Here is a 25,927-nt window from a genome sequence, read left to right as displayed (position 1 = left end):
AAAAGTTTATCAATATTAAAGATGACCAAAAAATAAAACTCAATACCGAAAATCTTGATATTTTTCTCATTACTTAATATTTATTTTTATTTGACCTCTAAAGAATATCCCAATTTTATTATGATTCAAAATATCTGTGATAGCTTCTTTAGTTAATAGATTGTTTTAGTTTCTTTTGTATCAAATTCTATATTTTTTACAGAATTTAAGCTGATACTTTTATTATTTTTTCATTCACACATTAAATATTAATCGCATTTTACCTTTTTCAATTTTCCGGATTTAATATCTAATTCAAGGCAGCTTTTCTTTATCAAAACCAATTTATTATTCACCACTTTGTACTCAGCATTCATCTGGCTTGCTCCGGCACAACATTGATTGTATTCATGAATTCTTTTGGTTTTACTGTCGAACTCTAATGAAGTGCCGCTAAAACTGCTTTCGAAATATTTTCCTGTCTTTGGGTTATATAAAAAATACAAACTCGTAGTATTAGGTCCGGCAGCACTTGCTTCGAAAACAGAGAAATCTTCGATTCCGTCAAAATTATAATCGTCCGTACTTATATTGTTTAAACCCCAAAGCTGGCATTCCACATCTATTTGCTGCAGGAGTTTATCAGTCTTTTTTTCCAGAATTTTGAATCCGGTAACTCTTGCATAAAAATCGTCTTTTGATTTTGAAACAATCAGTTTAAAATATTTTCCCTTTAGAGAAACAGCCTGTAGAATTTCTCTGTTTTTCCATTCGATTTTATCTCCATAATCGATATCAAATACTTTTGTCAAACTTATTTTAAGTTCTTTTTTGGTATTTAAATCAATCCAGGTTCCTTCCAGTTTTTTGCTTTTAGGGTTGAAGTTCTCAAAAACTATTTTAGCAGTTTTCTTATCCATTTTATCCTTTTCGAAAAAAGTCAATACTTTATTTTTTAGCGTGCCGCGTACTTGGATTGGTGTATCATAATTTGAATACGCATAAATAGCACTTCCTGAACCATCAGAATCAACATCAGTAACAAATTCTATTGGGTATTTATCAATAAATCCAGTATAAGTGGTTTGTGCAGTTAGATGAATTGAAATTAAAAAAAGTAATGTTATTATAATTTTTCGGTTTACTGTATTCCGGGTTTTAGCAATCATGAAGGGTTGGTTATATATAGGTATGATTATTTTTTGCTTTGCGAATATAATACTAATTGTATTACATATTAATTTTTCACAAATCCAAATCATATAAAATTATCCAAAAATACTGTAAGACATTCTTCACACAATCTGAATAATTTTACATTATAACATTTAAACTATAAAATCATGAAAAAAATACTATTAGCCGGAAAAGCAATTTTAGGAGCAGGATTATTAATCATTTCCCTGAACTCTTGTAAAAATGAAACTAAACAAGAAGATCCAAAAGAAGTTGCTGAAGATAGTAATGAAGCTAAATTTGACTCAATTGATGATAAAAAAGATGATTCGGAATTTTTAGTTGATATCGCAGAAGTAAATCTTGCTGAAATCGAAATTGGAAAATTGGCACAAATAAAAAGTACAAATCCTGAGGTTAAGAAATTTGGAAAAATGCTTGTTGATGAGCATACCAAATCGGCTTCTGAAGTAAGTGCTTTGGCTAAAGCTAAAAACTTCACTTTACCTTCTTCACTTACCGAAGATGGAAAAGAGGAATACAACAAACTGAATGAGAAATCAGGTCTTGACTTTGATAAAAAGTTCGCTGATATGATGATCGACGGACATCAAAAAGCGATTGATAAATTGCAAAAAGCTACAGAAGATGCAAAAGACCAAGATGTTAAACTTTGGGCATCAAATAATATAGCACCGCTAACAGCTCATTTGGAGCATGCGAAATTGCTAAAACAAGACTTAGATAAAAAATAAATTTAATTGGTTATTATTTATTTTTCAAAAAACCCCTTAAGAGTTGAATTGCTTAAGGGGTTTTCTTTTTTTAGGTTCAGAGGTGCAGAGTTGCAAAGGGACAAAGGTTTTCTATTGGAATGTAAACGCATTGCGTCTCTATGGAAAAACCTTTGTGCCTTTGTGCCTTTTCAATTGGAATGTAGACGCACTGCTGTGCGTCTCTACGGGAAAACCTTTCTGCCTTTGAACCTTTGTCCCTTTGACTACATCTATGAACCTATTGTGCCGGCAATCATTTTTCCTTTATAAAAAACGCCTTCTCTTTTGGGTAAACGGGCAACGGCTTCGGCAGAACAGGTTGCTTTTACCAAAATAAAATTTGCTTCATTGTCTACTGCGGGCCAAACTCTTGTTCCGGAATCGTTAAGTGGTAAAATCTCGTCTTTTGTTGCAATATGCAACGCTCGGCTTAAATTATATTCGTCTGTCCAGCCATAAAGCTGCGCGCATAATTTTGCTTTTTCAAGCATATCGCAAGTACCAAAAGGCTGCCAGTGATCGACAATACTATCTGTTCCTGTCATTAGTTTTACACCATAATTTTTTAAAGTGGGGATTGGCATTATTGTTTTCCCAATCGGAATTCCTGACACGACTCCTATTCCCAGACTTCCCATTTGTTCTGCTATTTTTTCCAGATCTTTTGGGTCCATTTTTGCCAAAGCAAAACCGTGACTTATATACGTTTTGCCTTGTAATTGTTTGTTTTCTTCGGCTTTTTTGATGATATATTCAATTGCTGCTTTTCCAGACGGTGGCGCTTCATGCAAATGTATATCGATTCCTTTATTGGTATCTAAAGCAATTTGACACATTACGTCAAGAGATTTTTCCATATTGCCATCGACGTTTGTTGGATCAAGCCCGCCAATAAAATCAATTCCCATACTTGCCGCTTCTCTTAATAAAGGTTCTGACTTTGAATATAAAATTCCGTGTTGCGGAAAAGCAACAATTTCCCAACCAAAACTATCTTTGTTTTTATCTAAAGCTGCCTGTAAATGTTCCAGACTTTTTAATCCGCTTACAGGATCTATATTACATTGGCAACGCGCAAAATAACTTCCCTGACTTTGCATTAGTTTGATTGCTTCTTCGGCTTTGTGCTGAGAATCCGGTAATAATTGCGGGATTAACTTTTGCTCCAGCGTAATCATGTCTTTTACAGTATATCCTTTTCGTGGCGCTGCATTCCAGGTTCCGCTTCCATAATAGGTTTTATCAATATGAATGTGCATATCTCTTAATCCCGGTAGCATCAAAAGTCCTTTGGCATCAATTGTTTTTAGTTTCAAAATTGATTTTCCGGTGGTGATACTTTTAATTTTACCATCTAAAATATGAATGTTGTATAAAGCTGTTTTGGTGGCAATTACTTCATTTTTTTCATTGTATTCAAAACCATCTTCTAATCGCACATTAATTAAAATATATTCTTTTAAGGCCGCGCTATTATTATCTTGCAATACCTGGGTCATTGCATTTCCGCCAATTCCTGAAAATAAAGCTGCTCCGGTTGCTGCAGCGCCTAATCCTAAGAATTTTTTTCTGCTTATTTTATTGTCTTCCATAAATTATATTTTACTTGCCTTGAGTTTGTTATAGATTTTTACAATAACACTTTAATAGTATTACAGTATTTATTGCATTGCAAAAATCGTTTATAAACTAAAACCTATAATAGTAATATTACGGATAAGGATGGTAAAAATTATAACTTTCTTTAAAATCACCCGGAGTTTTACCGGCGTATTTTTTAAATACTTTTGTAAAATAGCCATTATCATTAAAACCAAGTTGATAGGCGATTTCTTTTATAGATAAATCGGTACTGGTTAGCAATCTTTTTGCTTCGAGAATAGTTCTTTCTTTGATGACATCGCCAGCGGGCATTTTTAAATATTTCTGGGAAAGGATATTAAGATAATTTGGTGTAATATTTAATTTATCAGCATAGAAATTTACCGAAGATTCGTGGTTAAAATATTCATCGATAAAGGCAGTAAAGTTTTTAATTATCTTTTCGGGTTTAGTAGAAGAATCATGCTCCGGAAATTGTACTAAATAATCCTTTTGCAATAGTTTTAGAAGTAAGTGCAAACGCAGTAAAACGATTTCTTTAATAAGGATATCAGTATCAGCAAGGACTATTTCTATTTCATGTAAATGATTTCTAAATTCCAGAAATTCCTTTTTAGTCAAAGAAAGACAAGACGGAACATTTTGTCCAAAAAAAGGAAATTGTCCCAGATTCGAAAAAACAGTAACTACTTCTGTTGAAAGCATCAGCTGAAAACCGGTTGTATCAACATCAAGTGACCAGTTATGCACTTGACCCGGACGGATGAAATAAACCTGATAATCCGCTACATTATATTGTGTAAAATCGACATTATGAACTCCTGAACCTTTTTCGACAAAAAACACCATATAAAAATCATGTTTATGTGGCTGTTCGAATTCGTTTCTCCCTTTTACGCTATGGCGAAATAAAGTAATACCCAAAGTTTCTTCTCCAAGTATATTGCCAACAGATAAAACAGGAATCGATTGTTTGTCCAAAACAAGTGTTGTTGATTATTCAATTTCAAAATTATAGAATTAAAATTTATAAAGTTTGAAACCCATTCTTTTTTTCTAATTAGAATAACTTTCAAAACAAAAAAGGTTTGACTTTTATTGAAAGCCAAACCTTTTTTGTCCTTTATTTTGGAGCTTGTTTTAAATCACAAAGACAAAGTTTTAAAAACTGAGCAACTTAGTCACTCAGAGCCTTAGAACCTTTTAAAGCTATTTTCCAAAATTATTATATTCTTCATCCGTTACGCTTTCCAGCCAAATTCCGGTTCCTTTATCAATTTCTGTAATGATTGAAATATGTGAAAATCTACTAAACGGTGTTGCGCCATACCAGTGTTCTACGCCTGGTAAAATGGTTACAACCTCATCTTTATGAAGTAATCGTATCGACGAGCCTTTTTCCTGAAAATAGCCAATTCCGTCTATTGCGATAAATAATTGTAAAGTGGGATTAACGTGCCATTTGCATCTTGAACCCGGCTCAAAAGAAACTTCTTTAATAACCGTATTATCGGGATGAATGTTGCTGGTTTGTTTTTTATACGAAACATCGCCAGTCATATAGGTGTTCGGGATTTTTCCCTCTTCAATAACAGAAGTATAAAGTGTTGACATAAAAATTTATTTTTTGAGATTGATTTTTTATTTAAAATGATCCAATAAAAAGCCGTTACTTATTTATCAGATCGACAAACAACACCTTTACCTTAATTATTTAATGCTATTGTATTGTTCGTCTGTTACTGGTTCAAGCCAGTCTACAATACCTTTTTCAGTATTTGTACTTATTGCGATATGAGTAAATTCGCTATCAAGAGAAGCTCCGTGCCAATGTTTTAGTTCTGGCTGAATGTTTACCACATCGCCTTCGTTAAGCAACTGAATTGGTTTTCCTTCTTCCTGATAATATCCGGTTCCTTGTGTTACGATCAGGATTTGTCCTCCGGGATGTGTGTGCCAATTGTTTCTTGCCCCAGCCTCGAAAACGACATTACCAACGGCTGTATTTAAAACAGGATCGTTAGGAACCAGCATTTTTACCCATGCTTTTCCTGTAAAATAATCTGCAGATGCTAAATCTCCTTGAGGAAAAATGGTGTCTTGTAATTGATTTTGAGTTGCTTTTATAATTATTTGTTTTTATGTATCAGTGCCGGAAACTAAATTTGAAAGCTGGAATGCGCTTTATAGAAGTTATATTTAGTCAGCAAAAAACCGATAGGTGGTTAATACTAATTATTTCAGGGCAAAATTACTTTAGCAATGACAATCAGAAATAACAATAATCAAACAAAAAATTAAGAATATGAAACAATTTACATTCTTAACGATTTCGGAATCGTTCCGGTTAGTCTTTTAAAGTAATTATTAAAATAGCTTGGATATTCAAATCCAAGGGAATAACCAATGTCAGAAATACTCCAGTCTGTGTGTTGCAACAATGCTTTTGCTTCGCCAATAATCCTTTCGGTAATATGTGCAGTTGTTGATTTTCCTGTTATTTCTTTTACGGAGCGATTGAGGTGATTGACATGTACAGCAAGACTTTGCGCATAATCCTGCGGAGTTTTTAATGCCAAAGGTTCGTTTTTTGTCTCAATAGGAAATTGTCTTTCTAATAATTCTAAAAACAACGATGTAATTCTGGATGAAGCATTTTTGTGTTTAAAGAAATTCTCTGAAGGCTGCATTTTCATTGATTCATGTAAAATAAGATTGATATAATTGCGTATTAAATCATCTTTAAAGACATAATCAGTGTCTTGTTCTTCTATCATTTTCTTAAATAAAGAATCGATAAAGACTTTTTGTTCAGGTGATAACGAAAAAATAGGTGTTCCGCCAATTTTAAACAAAGGCGATTCGTGAAGACTTTCAGAACGGTCGTTTACTTTTAGGAATTCTTCGGTAAAAACACAGGCATATCCTTCGTAAACCGGAGAAATAATTTCCCACGAATATGGAATATGAGGATTTCCAAAAAATAATATAGTTCCGTTGGTTTCTATACCTCTGTCTGCGTAATGAATCAGACTCTCGCTGGTATTTATACAAATCTTATAAAAATCCCTGCGATTGTATGTTGGGATTTTACTAACATCACCATTTACCTCATATACTTTAAAACCTTTTAGTTTTAAATCGTTTAAACCAAGTTCCGATGCCTGAAATTCTAATTGATCCTTCATAATGCAAAGTTATGAAAATCAAATAAGTTTTAGGATTTTTTTTGGTTCGAAGTTTCAGGTTTCAGGTTTCAGGTTTGAAGTGAGAAAGTTGGAATCTGGAATCTGGAATTTTACCGCAAAGAGCGCAAAGATTTTATTATGTAAGGTTTAAAAAAACACAAAGAGCGCAAAGCTTTATGATGACTATAGTTTTTAATATAATTTATATAAATTACACTTTGCAGTAATTTTTTATCCACAAAGCTTTGCGTTCTTTGCGTTTTAAGCACAATCTATTATAAAATCTTTGCGCTCTTTGCGGTAAATTTTTTGCGCACTTTGCGGTAAATTTCTTATCCTCAAAGCTTTGTGTTCTTTGTGTTTTTAAGCACAATCTATTATAAAATCTTTGCGCTCTTTGCGGTAAATTTTTTGCGCACTTTGCGGTAAAATTTCTATCCTCAAAGCTTTGCGTTCTTTGCGTTTTTAAGCACAATCTATTATAAAATCTTTGCGCACTTTGCGGTAAATTTTTTACGCACTTCGCGGTAAAATTTTATCCTCAAAACTTTAATTCAACTTTAAGCTATTTCCCGCGCGTAATCCTTTGGCGGAAGCCGATAAAATTACTTCGGCTGCGTTTTCGTTTTCACCTTTCTGAATAATAATCTGTGCGTAACCATTAAAAAGTTTACGTTTCCAGGGTTGCGATGGTGTAATTATCCTGATAATTCCGGGATCTGTATTCATAACGTCCCAATCTTTTATTTTTTGCAAAGGCGAAGCTCTTATACTAATAACGTTGGTTCCTTCTTTTAAAACAGCTTTATCAAGATGGTATTTTTGAGGATCATCTGTACTTGCATTAATTAAATTTCCGTTGACAAAAACGGACTCGTTTGCACCAATTTTTTTATAAAAGAAATCTACAATATTAGATTGCAGGTTATTCTTCAACTCAAATCTTCCTCTATAAATATATGCCGACGCCTGATTTTTATAATCTCGGTCTTTAAAAGCTTCTTTCCAATCTTTTTCATCATTCAAAGCAGATTGATTTGCATTGTCACCCGATACATTCTTTTTTTCTTCGAAATTAGTAATGGGAACAAGATTAATATCATCCAGAAACTGATCTTTTTCTAATGATGTTGGATCGCCATTTCCTACCCCTAAAATCTTTCCGCCTTTTATAGAAAATGTAATTTCATTATTTGCTGTAGAAACATGCAAACCATTTTTATCCATAACCTCAACAGTTATTACAGAAACAGTAGCTTTTGAAGGACTTTCCTGATCTAAGGATAACTTTATCGTTTCAGGATTTCCGGTTGTTTTTTGAACTTCGGTCAGGATTTTTTTTCCGTTTTTGTATCCAATTGCTTCCAGAGTTCCGGGTTCGTACTTTACCTTCCATTCTAAATGCCCGTATTGTTCCATTTTCTTTTTGCCTAAACTCTTTTTATTCAGGAAAAGTTCTACTTCATCACAATTAGAATAAGCCCAGACATCAATTTCTTTCCCTTCCATCCCACTCCAGTTCCAATGTGGCAGAAGATGTAAAACAGGTTCGTTTTTCCACCATGATTTTAAATAAAAAACATTGTCTTTTGGAAAACCGCAAACATCCATCATTCCAAAATAAGACGTTACAGATGGCCAGCCATAAGGTGTTGGTTCTCCGCGATAATCAAAACCGGTCCAGATAAACATTCCTGCCAGATACGGACGTGATGCATAAAATTTCCAGCCTTCTTCGATACTATAAAAAGTTGGTCTAGGCTTTTTGTCATAAGCACTTTGATAATGTTTGGCATCATCTGTAAAATAAATCCCTCGTGTTGCAAAAGTAGAACCTTCTTCTGTGCCCATTCCGGGTTGATTTTTAAATTCATTTCTATGCGCGTCGATATCGCCATTACCTATATAATTATAGCCCATAATTTCTACAACAGAAGATATTCCGCTTTTAAAACCACTGCTAATTCCAACCGTTACAGGTCGCGTAGGATCTATGCTTTTACTAAATCCCTGCATTATATTGGTAATGCGTTCACCCACGATTCCGCCTTCGATATTCCATTCTTCATTTCCTACAGACCAGCAAAATATACTGGGATGATTGCGATCACGTTCGATTAAGCGCTTTAAATCATTGAGATGATAATCGTTAATTCCCATTAAACGGGTTTCGTCAATAACCAGCATTCCCAACTTATCGCACGCATCAAGCAATTCAGGAGTTGGCGGATTATGAGAACAACGATACGCATTCGATCCCATTTCCTTGAGTTTTTTTATACGGTAATATTGCAATTCATCAGGCAGAGCTGTTCCTATTCCGGCATGATCCTGATGATTGTTTGTGCCTTTTAGTTTAACCGATTTTCCGTTAAGGAAAAAACCATTTTCCGGATCAAACTTAATCGTTCTTATCCCGAAATTAGTTTCATAACTGTCTATAACTTTGCCTTCTTGTTTTATCTCAGTAAGCAAACGGTATAAATTTGGAGTATCAAGATCCCATAATAATGGATTTCTTACTTTAATTTTTGAGGTGTATTTTGCTGTTTTATAGAAATCCGGTGCTGCTGCATTTTCTACAGTATTCGAAATATCTTTTCCCGAAGCATCAAAAATGGTTTGTACTATTTCAATATTTCCTTTATAATTTCCTTTATTTTCTATTGTAACTTCAGCAGTAACTTCTGCTGTATCATTTTTAATTTCAGAAGTTACATAGGTTCCGTTTTGTATCACATATAACGGATTTGTTTTCTGGAGATAAACATGTCTGTAAATCCCTGCGCCTTCATAAAACCAACCTTCTTCCATCGAAGCATCTGCGCGAACAACGATCGTATTTTCTCCGCCATAATTTACATATGCCGTAACATCATATTCAAAACCATTATAACCGCTTTCTTCTGTTCCGAGGAAATGACCATTAAAAAACACTTTCGAATTTCTAAAAACTCCATCAAATTTTAATGAAATGATTTTTCCCTGATCGCTTTGCGCAATTGTGATTTTTTTTCGGTACCAGCCAATACTTTTTTCAGGAAAACCTTTTCCGGCTGTTTTAAATCCGTGACTAAAACTTGCCTTTTCGCTAAAAGATTGTTCTACGGCCCAATCGTGCGGAAGATCTAGTTTTCTCCAGGCGCGATCATCAAATCCCGGCGCTGCAGGACCATCACCAAAACCGGTTTTTGCTAAATAGGAAAAGTAACCTTCGGCATGACCAAAATCTTTTTGGGTATCATACAAATGACCAAGCGAAAAACGCCAGTCTTTATCGATTAAAATCAATTCCCGATCTGATTTATTTTGGGCAAATAAGGTGATAGATAGCAAAAAAGTAAAATACAACAGTATTTCTTTGGTAGAAATAATTTTCATAATAATGTGGTTAGCAAAAATGGTTAGCAAGTAACGATAAAAATATTGTTTTTAGCCTGATTAAAATAATAGTATTTTATCAAAATATGATCGAATAAACTTTTCTAAGTATCATTAAAAATTAGTGGGTAAAAATTTAGAATCATTCTACGGGCTATAGTTTCTGAATTTATTCTGTTTTAATGTAATTTTAATCTTTAATTCAACTAAAAAGTACAATCACATGAGTGTTATTAAAGACGAAAACACACTTCTTAACACTATTAAGCGCATTGATCAAAAAATTGACAAACTAAATGATCAAAAAATAATTGCTTTTTTTGAATCACTTGGCTTAACAGAAAGAGAAGATATTCCACCGGCTGCAGATTTCTTAAAATGGGAAACCATACTTGTTGTCGTACCCAATAGACATATATCGCACGAATTAAAATATTATAAGTATTCGATTGCAAGGCTTTCGTTTGTTACAAATCCGAATGCAAAAGAAATACATATTTTTGATTTTAAGGAATGGAATAATATCACCCGAAACAAAACACAATTTCAGGTTAGAGAATTATTAAAGAATAGTTTTGGAGGTGTAAGAAATCACGAAGAAAGATTAAATTAACATTAGTTTTTTTGTTTCAGGTTTCAGGTTTCAGGTTTCAGGTTAGCTTTTTCAAAGTTTCAACTTTGAAAAAGCTGGTCTAAATACTTATAAGTCTCTTTTAATTTCAAAAATCCTTATGAATTTTTGTTCTAATTTTTTCCTTTTTCTTTCCTCTTTCCATCTCGAATAGAAAATGATAATAAGCAGAAACAAACTAACAATTGTTGTTGCTCTTCTAAGTCCTCTTCCAAAAAAAAGAAAGAATACATTAATTGCGATCAGAAATACTACGGGAGAAAATCGTGTCCAGACTAACTGAAATTTACTGTTGGGCTCAACGATATAACTTACTTTAACTATATTATTGATATTCTTGTAGTTTCCTCTTATAATAAAATAAGTTGGCGATGTTCTTGAGTTGATAGTTAATCTAAAACTTTTTTCATCAAAAAGTCCATAAAAAGGCTTTGTCTCTCCATAACGGGGAAATATTCTAAAGAGACTTAAGTTTACTTTTAGAGAACCAATTTCTGTATTGTTTTCTAATCTTCTACGAAATTCAGATAAACTGAGCTTTGATTCCATTTAAGTAATTATTTCGGGCAAACTATATTCTTTTTATAAGTTCTTTGACTCTCGCAAAAACATAATTTGCTTTTTCATCAAAAACTACCATATCAAAATCGCTGCTTCCTTCTATAAAATGACCTTCTTTTTTAGTGTCTGAATATACTTTTTCAAAATACAAATCACGTTTTTTTAACCAGTCTAATTGTTCTTTTTTTAGCTTTGATTGCTCTTTAGAACTCAATTTTAATTTTAAATTCTTGTATGAAACATTCAGTAAACTATCTGATTGATTATAATACCCAATCGAACAATCTTTCATGCCGCTTCCGCTGTCTAAGCAATGATGATAAGTATTTTTTAATTTATTAATTGTTTCTATGGTCTGTGCATTACAATAAAATGAAAAGAAGAGAACAAATAATAGCAGCGACTTTTTTATCATGATTAATTGAATTTTATTATTGACGGTTTAGTTTCACAATAGCAATATAATCAAAGTTTTATAAGTTTCAAATTTTACTGTGCCGGCAACAAACTTTTAAGCATTTCATTTAATGCATTTCCGTGAATATTTTTTGCCAGAATAATTCCGTTTTTGTCAATTAAAAAGTTTAATGGTACAGATTGAAGCATGTAATCGCCAATAACCGGAGATTGCCAGTATTTTAAATCACTTACTTGTGTCCACGGAAGTTTTTGCTTTGCGATTGCAGCTAACCAAAGTGGCTTTTTTGTATCCATAGAAACACTGTAGATCGAAAATTTACCTGCGTAAGTATTGTATAATTTTATTAATTCCGGTTGTTCTTTAATACACGGTCCGCACCAGGAAGCCCAAAAGTCAACCAAAACAATTTCTCCTCTTAATGAAGAAAGTACAACGTTATTTCCTTTTGTATCCGGAAGATCAATTTCAGGAGCAATATCACCAATATCAGTTCCTACAACCTGTGCTTTTGTGCTTGTGATTACACAACATAAAAATCCTAAAATAAGTAAAGTTTTTTTCATAGTTTGATTAAGTTTATTTAGATAAATTGAGGCTATTTGGTTTTAATTTTATTTTCAAATTAGATTGAATTGTCTCGAAAATACACAAAGTTTGACTTTTCTTTACGGAGTTTCTTCGAAGATTTCTCCTTCGTCGAAATGACAATATTGTGTCTGAACTTGCGATATTAGTAGCAAACAAATATATATACTTCTCAAATAAATATATCTCCTCTATCTTAATTTTTTGCTAAATATTTTTCTTTAGATTGGTATATCGGGAAAAGTCGATATATTTGCGCCATGGAACCAATAGAAATCTTTAAGGCACTCTCTAACAAATCCAGATTGCAAATGCTGGAATGGTTAAAAGAACCTGAAATCAATTTTCCGGATCAACTCCAGCATGCAGGATTTGAGCACGGGGTTTGCGTTGGACAAATTCAAGCTAAGGCTGGTTTGACGCAATCAACTGTTTCTGAATATCTCTCTATTTTACAACGCGCAGGATTTATAGAATCTAAGCGTGTTGGACAATGGACTTACTATAAACGTAACGAAGGTGCCTTTGAAGCACTCAGTAACTTAATTCAATCTAATTTGTAAATTACTATGAGTACAAACAACCTGTTTTCGCCATTTAACTTAAAAACGTTAAATCTTAAAAACCGAATCGTAATGGCGCCTATGACGCGTTCATTTTCTCCAAACGGAGTTCCAACTGATGAAGTAGCTTCTTACTATGAAAAAAGAGCTGAAGGCGAAGTTGGATTAATATTATCTGAAGGAACTGTTATTGACAGAGCTTCATCATCAAACGACGCAAATGTGCCGCATTTTTATGGCGAAGCAGCATTAAACGGATGGAAAAAAGTAATCAATGAAGTTCACGCTGCCGGAGGTTCAATGGGACCACAAATCTGGCATATGGGAATCATGGATAATCACCATTCAGGATGGGTACCGCCGGTTCCTTTTGAAGGACCATCAGGATTAAACCGTCCGGATTTTAGAAACGGAGTTTCAATGACTGAAAAAGATATAGAAGACACGATTCTTGCTTTTGGTAAAGCTGCCGCTGATGCTAAAAAACTAGGTTTTGATACTATCGAAATTCACGGAGCTCACGGTTATTTAATCGATCAGTTCTTTAGAGCCGAAACTAATTTACGTGAAGATATATACGGCGGGAAAACGTTACCGGAACGTAATCGTTTTGCTATTGAAGTTGTAAAAGAAATTAGAAAACAAGTAGGTAATGATTTCGCTGTGATTATGCGTTTTTCTCAATTTAAACCTTCTGATTATAACTATAAACTAGCACATAATCCGCAAGAATTAGAAGCTTGGCTTACTCCTCTTGTTGATGCAGGAGTAGATATTTTGCATTGTTCTCAACGTAGATTCTGGGAACCTGAATTTGAAGGATCTGATTTGAACTTTGCAGGATGGGCTAAAAAAGTTACGGGAGCGCCAACTATTACTGTAGGTTCTGTTGGTTTATCCGGAGATTTCTTTGGTGCATTTGCCGGAGAAAGTTCTCAACCAACTTCTTTAGAGGAATTAAACAGACGTTTCGACAGAGGCGATTTTGATTTGGTTGCTGTAGGAAGACCTCTTTTATCTGACCCGAATTGGGTTGCAAAAATTAAAGCCGGAAAAACTGATGAGTTAAAAGGATTCAGTAAAGAAGCTTTAGGGGCTTTGGTTTTAGAATAAGTTTTTTTTAAAGGTACAAAGACGCTAAGGTTTAGAGGAACAAAGGTTTCCTTATTGAACTAAATATAAAAGGGATGAAACAAATAATGTTTCATCCCTTTTTTTTTAATAGCTAATAACTAACAAATTAGAAATTCAATTTCATTATTCTATTGTAACCGATTTTCTTTTTTGAAATTTATTCTGAAGCCAATTGCGTACAGGTTCATCGTAGAATTTCAAACATAAAAAAGCAATAGAAATACTGGCAATTAAAACTCCGATTCCAGTAAGGTAACCCTCTTTTAGCGATACTTTATTATCGATAACCCAAGCCGTATACCAATAAATTAGCGGATAATGTGTAATATAAATTGGGTATGAAATATCTCCCAGTGCTTTACATATTTTAATCGAAAGTGCATTTTTTATCTCTCCTCCTGCACCAATCGCAACGATTATAGGAAACAATATAATGATACTGAAAGACTCATACAAACCATTCATCCACAAGCTGTTTTCACCACCAATTCTTGGTATCGAAAAAATAACAATAATCAAAATGCTGCAAACCCAGAAAGCGCCTTTTATATGAATTAATTTTCCTAATCTGGAAAGTAAAACTCCGGCAAAAAACGGATATAATAAACGGGTAAAACCAACATTCAATTGTTCAAGATTTAAAGACCATCCGCCAATAACGTCGCCTTTTGGTCCATAAACTGTATAATTGATTAACATTAACGCAAAAATGAAAACAAAGATTCCAAGAACTTTATTCGAAAATTTACGGAAGAATAAAGCGTACAAAATGTTGGCAATATATTCAAAAAACAATGACCACGCAGGTCCGTTAAGCGGATGCATTTCGCCCCAGCCTCTAATTTCTAATGATGGTGGAATTGGGAGCAAAGTAAAACCAATAACCATTGTTAAAATAACTTTCCAAACTTCCATTCCGGCAATTTGCGGAAATATACCCGAAGCCTGAAAATAGTAAAAAATTGCGCCAACGATCATTCCCATAATAACCATGGGCTGTAAACGAATTAAGCGTCGTTTGTAAAATTCCCATTGAGACATTTTCCCCCAGCGATCATCGTAAGCATAAGCAACTACAAATCCTGATAAAAGAAAAAAGAAATCTACAGCAAGATACCCGTGATTGATAATCTGTGCAAATCGGCTTCCTCCGTTATGTGCTTCAAATATGTGAAAAATAACTACTAAAATTGCGGCTACTCCACGTAATCCGTCCAGAATTTCATAATGTTTTTTTGGTTTAATATCAATAGAAGGTGAACTCATAAAAATATTTTTTGGTGGTTAAAGGTTAGGTTTATTTTTTTGGCGTAAGCTAAAGTAGTATTTTTTAGACAATTTTTATATGTAATGATTTAAGCATAAAGTATCTAAAACACCGTCATTAAAAAGTTTAATCAAAACCGGATTAATTGTCTTAATCTTTTAATGGTAAAATTTATTTTTATATTTGAATGTTAAAAGCAAAGCCGCAATTTTTTACAATTGCAGCTTTACAACCAACCAATTTAGAAATAATGAAATTATTGAAGTGAGAAACTTACTTTAGATTTTATATCTGTAGAAGATGCTCCAACGATTGCTTCAAAAGCACCCGGTTCAGCAACCCAGTCGTGTTTTTTATCATCAAAAAAGCTTAATGCTGTTTTGTCTATTGTAAAAGTCACTGTTTTTTCTTCTCCTGCTTTAAGCGAAACTTTATCAAATCCTTTTAATTCTTTTACCGGACGTGGCAATGAAGATTTTAGATCGCTGATATAAAGCTGAACAATCTCAGAACCTTCTCTTGATCCTGTATTTTTTACTTTAACAGAAAATGTAATTTGATCTCCGGAAGCAATTTGTTTTTTGTCAGCTGTTACTTTTCCATATTCAAAAGTCGTGTAGCTTAATCCGTGACCAAAAGAAAACAACGGTTTTACTTTTTGTTTGTCTGTCCAACGGTATCCTACAAAGATGCTTTCGTTATATTTTACCTCGTCTCCACCAGGAAATTCTCCTAAAGCATGTGCTCCGTTATCTGCTAATTTTACAGGAAAAGTAAACGTTAATTTTCCCGAAGGATTTACATCTCCAACCAAAACGTTTGCTAAAGCATTTCCTGCTTCTGTACCTAAAAACCATCCTTGTAATATTCCCGGAACTTCTTTTACCCACGGCATTGCCACAGCATTTCCTGAAATATTTACAAAAACTACATTTTTATTTACTTTAACTAAATCTGTAATTAATTTATCCTGACCATATGGCAAACCTAGTTGTTTACGGTCATGTCCTTCGTCATCCTGATTTTCGCTTTTGTTCAAACCTCCAATAAAAATTACAATATCTGCATCTTTGGCTACTTGAAGAGCTTCTGCAGTCAATTCAGCCGGAGAACGTTTTTCTTCTAAACTTACTTTCGCAATAACTCCGTTATAATTACTTGTTGGATCTCCAACATAACCACGGGCATAAACGATTTCAGCCTGATTACCAATTCTTTTCTTTAATCCTTCAAGAGGCGTAATTTCATATCTTGCTTTAAGCGAAGAACTTCCTCCGCCTACAGTCATCATTTTGATGGCATTCTCTCCAATAACAGCGATTTTCTTTGTTTTAGAAAGATTAATTGGCAAAATATTATTGTTGTTTTGAAGCAATACAATTCCTTCTTCAGCAATTTTCAAACCTGCTTTTGCGTGTTCTTCTGTACCAAAAGATCCAAAAGGTCTGTTTCTATCCATTGTAGTTAAAAAAGCCAAGCGTAAAACACGACGTACTTTTTCGTCTAATTCTTTCGTTCCAACTTCTCCTTTTCTAATCATTTCAGAATAAGGTTTTGCTAAGAAATAATTATCATATGCATTACTTGTTCCCCATGAAAGTCCGTTTGTCCAGGAACCAAATTCCATATCAAGACCATTATGAATCGCTTGTTTAGTATCGTTAACTCCTCCCCAATCTGAAACTACAACACCTTTGAAACCCCATTCTCCGCGAAGAATATCATTAAGTAAAAATTCGTTATGGCAACATTGCTGTCCTTTATATTTATTGTAAGATCCCATAATTGCCCACGCATCACCTTCCTGAACGGCTGCTTTAAAAGCTGGAAGATAAATTTCGTACAAAGCACGATCATCAACAATTACATTTACAGAGTTACGGTTTGTTTCCTGATTGTTTAAGGCAAAGTGCTTAACACAGGCAGCAACTCCATTAGACTGAACTCCTTTTATATAAGGAACAACCATTTTAGCGGCTAAGAAAGGATCTTCGCCCATATATTCGAAATTACGACCGTTTAATGGGGTTCTGTAGATATTAACTCCGGGTCCTAATAATACATTTTTGTTACGGTAACGTGCTTCTTCTCCAATTGATTTACCATATAAAGAAGATAATTCTTTGTTCCAGGTTGCAGAAAGTGCTGTAAGAGCCGGAAATGCGATACAAGAATCGTTTGTCCAGCCTGCCTGATCCCATTCATCCCATTTAACTTCAGTACGAATTCCGTGTGGTCCGTCAGTCATCCAGTTTTCCGGAATTCCAAGACGTTTTACACCAGGAGAACTAAATTTAGATTGCGCGTGAATTATCGCAATTTTTTCTTCTGTTGTCATTCTTTTAAGAGCATCTTCTACACGCTCATCTATTGGTTTTTTATCGTCCAGATAAACCGGAACTTTGCTCTGTGCATTTACACCAATCGAGCTCAACAAAAGTAAAACAAGAATTGTTTTAACGTTTTTAAACATAACTATTAATTTATTAAAGCATTTAATTTAAAATCTAAAAGGCACTATAATGTCATATATACCTTCTAATAATATTGTAAAGCTAAAACGTTATAGTTAGTCTTGAATTTTTAAACGAAAAAAAGTAGTGAAATAAAAAATCAAAATACTGATAATCAAATTTTTAAATAAAAATAAACAGCAAAAAAAGTAGTGGATTTAAAATAAATATTTAGACTTTTATAGAGATCAAGCCTATTTTAATGACCATTTCTTCGAAATCATTTCGAGAAACTGCGGCTTTATTTCGAGCTCTGGTCCTGTAATTATAAATCGTACTTAAAGAGTACCGAAGGAAGGCCGCAATTTTTACGCTGTCAGTAATTCCTAAACGAATTAAGGCAAAAATTCGTAATTCAGTATTCAGCAATTCTCCCTGTTTTAGAACTATCTGTTCTTCCTTAATTAAAAGTGCATTGAAATCTTTGACGAAAGTGGGATATAAATTCAGAAATATAATATCAAAATTCTTGTACAATTCTTCCAGTTCGTTATCGACCAATGTCGTAGATTTTAGCATTTTGTAAATCTCATCAAACTGTTTTGCCGTTGCTTTTTTATTTAAAATAATACGGTAATTTTCGAGTTTATTGATGTAAGTCGAACAAAGGCTGAAAAAATGCGCTATATACTCTTCTTTAATATGATTTGATTCTGATAACTGTGCATTACGTTCCTGAAGCTGATTATTAGTTTCTGTGATATCTTTATTTAATTCTGCCAGTTTTTGGCTTGTTTCATACAATTCTCCACGTATTCTGGATACTTTTTTCATTTGCTTGTAGACGTAAATGATCGCAACAATCAAAAATGCCGAAAGTAAACTAATGCATAAAAGATACAACTGTAATTCGGTTTTTCGTTGTGCTTCTCTCTCCAGATAAACCGTATTAATGATCGAATAAACCTCAGACATTAATAAAGTCCTAAATTGTACATTGCAATAAAGGGCATCTTCGATTGCTGATTGTGTTAGCTTATATGCCATATCAACATCGCCAATCTTATAAAAAACAAGTGCCAGTTCCTGCAAAGAGGCATTGTCCTTATTTGCGTTTCTTATATCTGAAGTAGCCGAAAGTGCATAATATTTTTTCCTTGATTCTAATTGATGTGTTGCCTCATAAATACTGCCCAAAAGATAGGTAATCATGGCATATTGCGAATTGTCTTCTTTAATATTATTAAATATATGTAACAACTGCTTCTCTGCAATGTCGAATTTTTTTTGAGACATTACTTGCTGAATTTTTGTAATGCGGTAAAGTAATGTACCTTTATCTAAAACAGACAATAATGAATCGCGATATTGTCTTATCTGATGAATGTATTTTATGTCGTAACTATTGGCGGCATAATGCTCGAAGAATTCTCTATAGGCAACATAATAATTTTGAAGCAACGCTTTTGAAAGGGTATTTTTATCGATACTTTTTAAAAGTGCTTCAGATTCACGGTATTTTCCTGAAGAAGAATAAAGAGTTACCAATTGTAAATTTGCCAGGTTTTGCAATTCCTTATTATCAAGTTTGGCAGCAATTTTAAGGTTCTTTTTTACGTAAAATATAGCCGAATCTGAATTGAATTTTTGATATTCTGTATATAATGTTTTGTTGTAATTGTATTCTTGTTCCTTTGTCAAATCATCTGACTTGATTTTTTTGAAATTCAAAATTCGTTCTTCCTTCAGGCGAACATAATGCCCTTTATTTTTTAGAGCGTCGTTTAACTTTGCCAAAATAGTATCAGTACTGTCTGATGAATAAACAGGAATACTTAAAAGAACGAACAGCAAAAACAACGGATAATTTTTCAAACCAATTAAAATATAATGAGACTTACAAATATAAGAAAGTGTACAAACAAAACTGAATTATTTAGTAAGTCGTAAATTTTGTTTTTTGTAACACGCAAAAAATAAAATTAAACATCATAGAAGCATAATTTTTCATCTATAAAAATACATTTCACTTTTTTAAAAGTGCATTTTTTATTTTAAAAAATAAATCTCAGTTGCTGTGTATTAAAGCTGTTTTGATACTTGTTTTTCGTAAATTTGATTGTACTTTTTATAAACCTCAACTACATACAAATGCCTCACTTTATAATTGATTGTTCTGAAAATGTAATTCGTTTAAAATCTGCAGACGATATTATGCAGGAAGTTTTTAATGCTGCAGCATCAACGGATCTTTTTACTGAATCTGAAATTAAGGTTCGCATTAATCCGTTTTCCTATTATAATAACGGAAATTCCTTAGACGATTTCATTCACGTTTTTGGATACATTATGGAAGGGAGAAATACGGATCAAAAAGCCCAATTATCGAAAGCTATTGTAACAACGCTAAATAAAATCCTTCCAGAAGTTCCTGTGATTTCTATTAATATTAAAGACTTTGAAAAGGCAAGTTATTTTAATAAAACAATGATTTAAAATACTTTATGATATAAAATAAATAATAACAAAAGCTTCTTTGTTATTACAAACGATTATTTTTTTGCAACAGATTAAGAGGATTAAAAAAGATTTTTTTTGAAAATATCTCCATAAATATCATCTCCGGAGACGACAATCTATACGAAAATATTGTTCTGAAAATGGTTACCCTAGCCCTGATGGAAGTGGAAATCCTTTTGTGGCGATCCCGATCGAGAGCCAAAAGATTGGAACGTCCCGAGGCTTCTGGAGCGGGATTAGCTCCTAAAAAAAATAGCTACGAATTCACGAATAATTCTCAATAATAGTTCAAGAAAAAATTCGTGAATTCGTGGCTAAAAAAGCATAAAGCTAAACCTTTATCTAACCGCAATTGGCGCCGACAGACAACTCTCCGGAATATCAAAAGCATTTACCAGCGAAACCGCATCAGGACGAATATCCCAACAAAGCTGGTTGACCATTTTACGGATTGCTTTGGTTTTTACAGCTTCCATATATCCATCTTCAAGATACCAGGCTTTGTTTTTCTCTATTTGCGAAAGCGCATATAAATGATTCAGTTTTGTCAATATTTCTTTTGATTGAACATCTTCTATTTCTTTTATTGCTAATTGAAATTGCTCCAGAACCACTCTTTCTAAATATGCCTGAGCGACATCGATCATTTGGTGTTGCACAACATTAAAGGCATCATATGGTTCTAAACCACCATCGACCAATTTTTTGATACGTCGTGCGGCAGAAGCAAGAATTGTCTTTTCTCTATGAATAAAAGCCTGCAAATGAAACTCATTATCTAATAAATGTTCATCATCAGTTTTACGCGTTGCGATTGGATTTTTTTCTGTGATGGCTGTTTTGGCATTTTCGTATACATAATTAATAATTCCGAGAGATCCCATTTCTCCAAACGATTTTCTGAACTCTGATAAACGGTTTTTAGCTACCAATTGCATCAAAACAGTATTATCACCTTCAAAAGTGGTGTAGATTTCGGTATCATTTTTTAAAGCGTCGATTCGATTTTCAGACAAATATCCTTTTCCGCCACACGCTTCGCGGCATTCCTGTAGAATATCCCTTGTACTCCACGTCGAATAGGATTTCATTCCTGCTGCCAGAGCTTCGATTTCCTGCATTTCTGCTTCGGTTTTATTCAGGAAGCGATTTGTTAAGTATTGCAAAGCAAAATGTACAGCGTAGGTTTTTGCCAATGGCGGAATCAACCTGCGTTGGTGCATTCTGTAATTTAAAATCGGAACTTCAGAACCTCCTTCTGGTCCAAATTGTCTGCGTTGATCGCTATATCGAATGGCAATTGTTAATCCGGATTTGGCTGCAGCCAATGCTGAACGCGGAATCCCGATTCGTCCTCCTACCAAGGTTCCTAACATGATAAAAAAGCGTCTGTTATCACTCGGGATCGGGCTTTCGAATTCGCCTTTGTCATTTACGGAAGCAAAACGATCGAGCATATTTTCTTTTGGAATCACAACATTTTCAAAGCTAATTGTTCCGTTATCTACACCGTTTAAACCCATTTTGTGTCCGCAATCACCAATGGTAATTCCGTTTAACGTATTTCCGTTTGTATCTCTTAACGGAACCACAAATGCATTTACGCCATAATCATGACCATCAATAACAAGCTTTGCAAAAACAGTCGCCATTTGTCCGTGAACTGCTGCGTTACCAATATATTCTTTTTGAGCATTTTTGTTTGGTGTATGAATTGTAAACGTTTGATCGTTATGATTGTAAGTTGCTGTTGTTTCCAGTCCTTTTACGTTTGAACCATGATGCGTTTCTGTCATTGCAAAACAACCCGGAATTTTTAAAGTTCCAATATCTTTCAGGTATTTGGCATAATGTTTATCTGTTCCTAACGATTGAACGCTCATTCCCCAAAGTCCAAACTGAACGCCAAATTTTATCACCAGACTCAAATCGTGATAACTTAGGGTTTCCATAATCGCAAAATAATCGGCTATGTTTTCTCCACCGCCATATTGTTTTGGATATGCCATGTTTCCCAGATTTTCTTCGGCCAGGATTTTACACCAGCTATATACCGTTTGGCGATATACATTGATATCTGTAGAAGTTTCATAAGCAAATTCAGGTCTGGAAATAACTGATTTTACTTTATTGATAATAGCAGCTTCTTTGCCATTTAGAATTTTGGTTATTTTTTGAATATCAAAATCTGAATTGGTTTGTGAATTTGCCGTAAAAGAATTCGCTTTTGTTTTGAAATTCTGAAGTGCTTCTTCTCCTAAAATTCCAAGATCATTTTCAAGTTTTATAAAATTGGATTCTAAGGTCGAAATATCCACGTCTTTTTCTGAAAGTGCAACTGCAATATCAAAAATCGATTTTATATCTGTTTTATTCTGAATGCTTTTTTCAATATCCAGTTTCCATTGTGTGAGTTCATTTCGCGAAGGCGGATTTGAGATGTCTAATCTGGACACTAATTCTTGTTTTTCTTCGGGCGAAAGCCAAGTTAGGTCATTGATAAATTTCTGAATAGTTGTAAACTCTTTCTGAGTCAACAAATCATCAGACCACACTAAATAAAATAAAGGAGTAAAGGCTTGAAGTTTGGTATTTTTCATATAAATAGTTATTCGGTTTGTATTGTTTTTTGCCAAAGATTAAATGCTTTTTTTAGCTACGAATTCTACTAATTACCACTAATTTTTTTCCTAAGAAGCAGAAATTAATCCATACAATCTGTGACATTTCTTTTCATGCTTTTTATTCCATAAAAAAGCAGGAATGAAAATAGTGATTCCTGCTTAGATATCCTGTTAAGATTGTGGTAATTTAATTAAAATTGTTAGGGAATAGAAAAAAGGTTTGCCACGAATTACACGAATTTTCACGAATTAAAATTGTTCTTGAATTGATAACTGAATTGAAGAAAAAATTAGCGGAAATTCGTGTAATTCGTGGCAAAAAACTTTATAATAAAAAAAACAGGAATGAGTATTTTCATTCCTGTTTTAAATATCCTGGTAAGATTCGGGTAATTAATATTTCAAACCAATAAAAAAATAAAAACCTCACGTTGTTTTAGAATCTTTGGATATTGTGGCGAACTTTTGCTTGATAGCAAAAATATGATGTGAGTTGAATACCAAAACTGCCAGAAAGACTATTCCGTATGCAACGATCTGTATAAGTCCAAATTGCTCTTTATAAAGAAACATTGCCAGAAGAAAAGCGATCATTGGGTTAATGTTTAAAAGCATTCCTACCGTTGATGAATTAATTCCTGAAAGGGCATATAAATTAAGAAATAATGGAAATATGGTAAATAAAATCGCAATTGTTTCGATACAGAAATAAAACTTAAATTCTGTTGGAATTGTACCGCTGTAAGCCGGATAAAAAGGCAATAAAAACAAAGCTGCGAGCGAAATATGAAATGTTAGGATTATAAATTTATCAAAACCTTTGTTAACACGCTGACTTACTAAATAAGAGGCGTATGTAAAACCTATAATGATACTAAAAAACATGTCCATAATATTGGCGTAAGATAAAAGTAAACATCCTGAAATGCTTAATCCTACTGCCATCCATTGGGTTTTGCTTAGTTTTTCGTGCAAAATAAAATAAGCCAGTAAAGTGGTCAAAATTGGACAGACCAAATATGCCAGAGAAGTTGCTTTTACGCTTACGTGGTTCATTACATAAATAAATGTAAACCAGTTTGCCATTAGAAAAACACTTCCGCCAATATTCAATAAAACTGTTTTGCGTTTCTCAAAAGCCGACATTGACTTAAAGGTTTCTACTGCTTCTTTCATTCTTTTTCTTTTGAATGTAAAAGCAATAAGCAACATTAAAATACTACAGCTAAATACGCGATAGAATAAAATATCTAAGGAAGGATAATCGTGTATTGGTCTTAAAACCAAACTGAAAAATCCCCAGATTACAAAACAGGTAATAGCGGCGAAGTAGTATTTTGTTGTTTTCACGAAATGTGTTGTTTAGTTTTCTTATTAAAGCAAATTTCTAAAAAATAAAACAGCAATACAGATACAGTTTTTGTAAATTGCACCATAACAGTTTTTTTTTTATGAAAAATTCAAATTACTTATATCTTCAATTTGCTGACCGAATCGAAAAACAAATAAAATCCGGCGTTCTCAACGTTGGCGACAAATTGCCATCGATAAGGGAGGTCTGCGCCGAAACAGGTTATAGCATGAGTACGGTAAGTAAAGCATATTATGAAATAGAAAGCAGATCATTAATTGAATCCAGACCGCAATCCGGTTATTATGTAAGCAATACTTCGGCCAGAACAATTCCTGAGCCTTCGCCAAGCAGTCCAATTTTAAAATGCGCCAATATTGATCGCGAGGATTTAATCGATCAGGTTTATGGTAATATGACAGATCCTAATATTACGATGCTTTCGCTGGGATTTCCGTCAAATGAGCTTCTTCCTATTGCGAAATTAAATAAGGGAATGGTTCAGGCAATGCGTCAATTACCCAATAGCGGAACGAGTTACGAGCAGGTAAAAGGAAACCCTAATTTAAGACGGGAAATTGCCCGATGGTCGTTTACCTGGGGAGGTTCGCTGACAGAAGAAGATATTATTACAATGCCGGGATGTACAAGTGCCATATCGCATTGTTTGATGACGCTGACGCAACCCGGCGATACTATTATTACGGAAAGTCCTGCTTATTTTGGCATCTTGCAACTGGCAAAATCATTGGGATTGTATATCATGGAATTGCCTACGAATATCACAACGGGAATTGAACTGGAAGCGTTGAAAAAAGCACTGTCGTCTAAAAAAGTAAAACTTTGTCTGTTGATGAGTAATTTTAGTAATCCGTCAGGAAGTATGATGCCGGCTGAACATAAAATTGAAGTGGTTAAGTTGATGGAGTTCTACAATATTCCGCTGATCGAAGATGATATTCACGGCGATTTGTACTTTGGCTCAAGCCGACCAACAAATTGTAAGACTTACGACGAAAGCGGAATTGTGCTTTGCTGCAGTTCTGTATCAAAAACATTGGCTCCGGGTTATCGTGTAGGATGGGTTTCGCCGGGGAAATTTAAAAAACAAATTCTGCGAAATAAAATTTACCATTCGCTCTCCTCTCCTACTATAACGCATGAAGTTGTGGGAGATTTTCTTAAAAACGGACGTTATGAGAATCATCTAAGAAAGATACGTCAGATTTTGAATCATAACTGTAATAATTATATTAATACTGTTTTGGAATCTTTTCCAAAAGGCACAAAAGTGAGTCAGCCTCAAGGTGGTTTTTTTCTTTGGATAGAACTGGATAAAAGTGTTGATACTGCAGCTTTTTATCATTTGGCGATGCAGCATAATATTAGTATTGCACCGGGAAGAATTTTCTCTTTTCAGGATCAATTTTCAAATTGTATGCGACTGAGCTTTGGTTTGCCGTGGACAAATGAATTGAGGAATTCAATACAAATATTAGGAAGATTACTTCATCGATAGTTTTAAATCTTTCGTAATCTTGTCATCCTGACGATCAGATACGGAACTCGACAATCTTTGTCATGGCACGCGGATGACACGGATTCGCTTCGCGAAAACACGGATATTCGCGGATTTTTTATTTTACTCATTGCAGCTACCCCAAATCTTGTCGTCCTGAGGAACGAAGGATCACACGCGGGATTCTACAAAGATT

At 33.8% G+C, this 25,927-nt stretch carries 21 protein-coding genes; 6 read left to right on the top strand and 15 right to left on the bottom strand.

Annotation, left to right across the window (positions count from 1 at the left end):
- Positions 1-248: 248 nt before the first annotated feature.
- A complete protein-coding gene (locus tag ASF10_RS17100; RefSeq protein ID WP_056251567.1) occupies positions 249-1,148 on the bottom strand; it encodes an XAC2610-related protein in 900 nt (299 codons plus the stop codon).
- Positions 1,149-1,322: 174 nt separating this feature from the next.
- Here ASF10_RS17100 and ASF10_RS17095 point away from each other — a divergent pair, with 174 nt between their 5' ends.
- Positions 1,323-1,910 carry a DUF4142 domain-containing protein gene (locus ASF10_RS17095; protein ID WP_056251565.1) on the top strand — a complete coding sequence of 196 codons (588 nt, stop codon included), beginning with the start codon at positions 1,323-1,325 and terminating at the stop codon, positions 1,908-1,910.
- A 251-nt stretch (positions 1,911-2,161) separates the two neighbouring features.
- On the opposite strand, the gene ASF10_RS17090 is transcribed toward ASF10_RS17095, so the two are convergent.
- The 6 genes from ASF10_RS17090 to galA form a co-directional block, all read right to left on the bottom strand.
- A complete protein-coding gene (locus tag ASF10_RS17090) occupies positions 2,162-3,523 on the bottom strand; it encodes an amidohydrolase (RefSeq protein WP_056251562.1) in 1,362 nt (453 codons plus the stop codon).
- Between the two features lie 118 nt (positions 3,524-3,641).
- Entirely contained in the window at positions 3,642-4,514 is an 873-nt protein-coding gene (locus tag ASF10_RS17085) for an AraC family transcriptional regulator (protein WP_056251560.1), read from the bottom strand.
- A gap of 228 nt (positions 4,515-4,742) precedes the next feature.
- Positions 4,743-5,147 carry a cupin domain-containing protein gene (locus ASF10_RS17080; protein WP_056251557.1) on the bottom strand — a complete coding sequence of 135 codons (405 nt, stop codon included), beginning with the start codon at positions 5,145-5,147 and terminating at the stop codon, positions 4,743-4,745.
- A 96-nt stretch (positions 5,148-5,243) separates the two neighbouring features.
- Positions 5,244-5,567 carry a cupin domain-containing protein gene (locus ASF10_RS17075; protein ID WP_241774973.1) on the bottom strand — a complete coding sequence of 108 codons (324 nt, stop codon included), beginning with the start codon at positions 5,565-5,567 and terminating at the stop codon, positions 5,244-5,246.
- A gap of 281 nt (positions 5,568-5,848) precedes the next feature.
- Positions 5,849-6,721, bottom strand: a complete 873-nt coding sequence (locus ASF10_RS17070) for a helix-turn-helix domain-containing protein (protein WP_056251553.1) — start codon at positions 6,719-6,721, stop codon at positions 5,849-5,851.
- A 549-nt stretch (positions 6,722-7,270) separates the two neighbouring features.
- Complete coding sequence (gene galA, locus ASF10_RS17065; protein ID WP_056251550.1) at positions 7,271-10,102, bottom strand: beta-galactosidase GalA; 2,832 nt, start codon at positions 10,100-10,102, stop codon at positions 7,271-7,273.
- A gap of 223 nt (positions 10,103-10,325) precedes the next feature.
- Between galA and ASF10_RS17060 the strand changes: the two genes are divergently transcribed.
- Entirely contained in the window at positions 10,326-10,715 is a 390-nt protein-coding gene (locus ASF10_RS17060; RefSeq protein ID WP_056251548.1) for a hypothetical protein, read from the top strand.
- A gap of 87 nt (positions 10,716-10,802) precedes the next feature.
- Here ASF10_RS17060 and ASF10_RS17055 read toward each other — a convergent pair whose 3' ends face one another.
- The 3 genes from ASF10_RS17055 to ASF10_RS17045 all read right to left on the bottom strand — a co-directional run bounded on the left by ASF10_RS17055 (position 10,803) and on the right by ASF10_RS17045 (position 12,278).
- Positions 10,803-11,282 (bottom strand): hypothetical protein, encoded by a 480-nt coding sequence (locus ASF10_RS17055; protein ID WP_056251545.1) that lies wholly within the window; start codon positions 11,280-11,282, stop codon positions 10,803-10,805.
- 22 nt (positions 11,283-11,304) lie between these two features.
- A complete protein-coding gene (locus ASF10_RS17050) occupies positions 11,305-11,709 on the bottom strand; it encodes a lysozyme inhibitor LprI family protein (RefSeq protein WP_056251542.1) in 405 nt (134 codons plus the stop codon).
- A 74-nt stretch (positions 11,710-11,783) separates the two neighbouring features.
- A complete protein-coding gene (locus tag ASF10_RS17045; RefSeq protein WP_056251540.1) occupies positions 11,784-12,278 on the bottom strand; it encodes a TlpA family protein disulfide reductase in 495 nt (164 codons plus the stop codon).
- A gap of 282 nt (positions 12,279-12,560) precedes the next feature.
- On the opposite strand from ASF10_RS17045, the gene ASF10_RS17040 reads away from it, so the two are divergent.
- Together ASF10_RS17040 and ASF10_RS17035 are read left to right on the top strand one after the other, a co-directional pair.
- On the top strand, positions 12,561-12,863 hold the full coding sequence (locus tag ASF10_RS17040) for an ArsR/SmtB family transcription factor (protein WP_055097872.1): 303 nt from the start codon (positions 12,561-12,563) through the stop codon (positions 12,861-12,863).
- A gap of 6 nt (positions 12,864-12,869) precedes the next feature.
- Positions 12,870-13,976: an NADH:flavin oxidoreductase gene (locus ASF10_RS17035; protein WP_056251536.1), complete on the top strand. Its 1,107-nt coding sequence runs from the start codon at positions 12,870-12,872 to the stop codon at positions 13,974-13,976.
- Positions 13,977-14,120: 144 nt separating this feature from the next.
- Here the strand turns inward: ASF10_RS17035 and ASF10_RS17030 are convergent, their stop codons facing one another.
- The 3 genes from ASF10_RS17030 to ASF10_RS17020 all read right to left on the bottom strand — a co-directional run bounded on the left by ASF10_RS17030 (position 14,121) and on the right by ASF10_RS17020 (position 19,592).
- Entirely contained in the window at positions 14,121-15,263 is a 1,143-nt protein-coding gene (locus ASF10_RS17030; protein ID WP_056251533.1) for an acyltransferase family protein, read from the bottom strand.
- A 257-nt stretch (positions 15,264-15,520) separates the two neighbouring features.
- Positions 15,521-17,737, bottom strand: coding sequence for a glycoside hydrolase family 3 C-terminal domain-containing protein (locus ASF10_RS17025; RefSeq protein ID WP_056251532.1), 2,217 nt, complete (start codon positions 17,735-17,737; stop codon positions 15,521-15,523).
- A 211-nt stretch (positions 17,738-17,948) separates the two neighbouring features.
- The gene (locus tag ASF10_RS17020) at positions 17,949-19,592 is read right to left on the bottom strand and encodes a DUF6377 domain-containing protein (RefSeq protein WP_056251529.1); all 1,644 of its coding nucleotides are present in this window, start codon (positions 19,590-19,592) and stop codon (positions 17,949-17,951) included.
- Between the two features lie 276 nt (positions 19,593-19,868).
- Between ASF10_RS17020 and ASF10_RS17015 the strand changes: the two genes are divergently transcribed.
- Positions 19,869-20,213: a 5-carboxymethyl-2-hydroxymuconate Delta-isomerase gene (locus ASF10_RS17015; protein WP_056251526.1), complete on the top strand. Its 345-nt coding sequence runs from the start codon at positions 19,869-19,871 to the stop codon at positions 20,211-20,213.
- A 362-nt stretch (positions 20,214-20,575) separates the two neighbouring features.
- Here ASF10_RS17015 and ASF10_RS17010 read toward each other — a convergent pair whose 3' ends face one another.
- Together ASF10_RS17010 and ASF10_RS17005 are read right to left on the bottom strand one after the other, a co-directional pair.
- On the bottom strand, positions 20,576-22,837 hold the full coding sequence (locus tag ASF10_RS17010) for an acyl-CoA dehydrogenase (protein WP_056251523.1): 2,262 nt from the start codon (positions 22,835-22,837) through the stop codon (positions 20,576-20,578).
- 450 nt (positions 22,838-23,287) lie between these two features.
- Positions 23,288-24,211 carry an EamA family transporter gene (locus ASF10_RS17005; RefSeq protein ID WP_056251519.1) on the bottom strand — a complete coding sequence of 308 codons (924 nt, stop codon included), beginning with the start codon at positions 24,209-24,211 and terminating at the stop codon, positions 23,288-23,290.
- A gap of 101 nt (positions 24,212-24,312) precedes the next feature.
- On the opposite strand from ASF10_RS17005, the gene ASF10_RS17000 reads away from it, so the two are divergent.
- A complete protein-coding gene (locus ASF10_RS17000) occupies positions 24,313-25,731 on the top strand; it encodes a PLP-dependent aminotransferase family protein (protein WP_056251515.1) in 1,419 nt (472 codons plus the stop codon).
- The last annotated feature ends 196 nt before the right edge of the window (positions 25,732-25,927 follow it).

Source organism: Flavobacterium sp. Leaf82 (assembly GCF_001422725.1).
Lineage (GTDB): Bacteria > Bacteroidota > Bacteroidia > Flavobacteriales > Flavobacteriaceae > Flavobacterium.
The sequence above is the reverse complement of the archived record's forward strand: the minus strand, read 5'-3'. Positions and strand labels throughout refer to the sequence as shown.

What these genes read in the sequence shown, in the direction of transcription:
- ASF10_RS17100 (WP_056251567.1), bottom strand. Translation starts at nt 1,148, where the DNA reads ATGATTGCTAAAACCCGGAATACAGTAAACCGAAAAATTATAATAACA.
- ASF10_RS17095 (WP_056251565.1), top strand. Translation starts at nt 1,323, where the DNA reads ATGAAAAAAATACTATTAGCCGGAAAAGCAATTTTAGGAGCAGGATTA.
- ASF10_RS17090 (WP_056251562.1), bottom strand. Translation starts at nt 3,523, where the DNA reads ATGGAAGACAATAAAATAAGCAGAAAAAAATTCTTAGGATTAGGCGCT.
- ASF10_RS17080 (WP_056251557.1), bottom strand. Translation starts at nt 5,147, where the DNA reads ATGTCAACACTTTATACTTCTGTTATTGAAGAGGGAAAAATCCCGAAC.
- ASF10_RS17075 (WP_241774973.1), bottom strand. Translation starts at nt 5,567, where the DNA reads ATGCTGGTTCCTAACGATCCTGTTTTAAATACAGCCGTTGGTAATGTC.
- ASF10_RS17070 (WP_056251553.1), bottom strand. Translation starts at nt 6,721, where the DNA reads ATGAAGGATCAATTAGAATTTCAGGCATCGGAACTTGGTTTAAACGAT.
- galA (WP_056251550.1), bottom strand. Translation starts at nt 10,102, where the DNA reads ATGAAAATTATTTCTACCAAAGAAATACTGTTGTATTTTACTTTTTTG.
- ASF10_RS17060 (WP_056251548.1), top strand. Translation starts at nt 10,326, where the DNA reads ATGAGTGTTATTAAAGACGAAAACACACTTCTTAACACTATTAAGCGC.
- ASF10_RS17055 (WP_056251545.1), bottom strand. Translation starts at nt 11,282, where the DNA reads ATGGAATCAAAGCTCAGTTTATCTGAATTTCGTAGAAGATTAGAAAAC.
- ASF10_RS17050 (WP_056251542.1), bottom strand. Translation starts at nt 11,709, where the DNA reads ATGATAAAAAAGTCGCTGCTATTATTTGTTCTCTTCTTTTCATTTTAT.
- ASF10_RS17045 (WP_056251540.1), bottom strand. Translation starts at nt 12,278, where the DNA reads ATGAAAAAAACTTTACTTATTTTAGGATTTTTATGTTGTGTAATCACA.
- ASF10_RS17040 (WP_055097872.1), top strand. Translation starts at nt 12,561, where the DNA reads ATGGAACCAATAGAAATCTTTAAGGCACTCTCTAACAAATCCAGATTG.
- ASF10_RS17035 (WP_056251536.1), top strand. Translation starts at nt 12,870, where the DNA reads ATGAGTACAAACAACCTGTTTTCGCCATTTAACTTAAAAACGTTAAAT.
- ASF10_RS17030 (WP_056251533.1), bottom strand. Translation starts at nt 15,263, where the DNA reads ATGAGTTCACCTTCTATTGATATTAAACCAAAAAAACATTATGAAATT.
- ASF10_RS17025 (WP_056251532.1), bottom strand. Translation starts at nt 17,737, where the DNA reads ATGTTTAAAAACGTTAAAACAATTCTTGTTTTACTTTTGTTGAGCTCG.
- ASF10_RS17015 (WP_056251526.1), top strand. Translation starts at nt 19,869, where the DNA reads ATGCCTCACTTTATAATTGATTGTTCTGAAAATGTAATTCGTTTAAAA.
- ASF10_RS17010 (WP_056251523.1), bottom strand. Translation starts at nt 22,837, where the DNA reads ATGAAAAATACCAAACTTCAAGCCTTTACTCCTTTATTTTATTTAGTG.
- ASF10_RS17000 (WP_056251515.1), top strand. Translation starts at nt 24,313, where the DNA reads ATGAAAAATTCAAATTACTTATATCTTCAATTTGCTGACCGAATCGAA.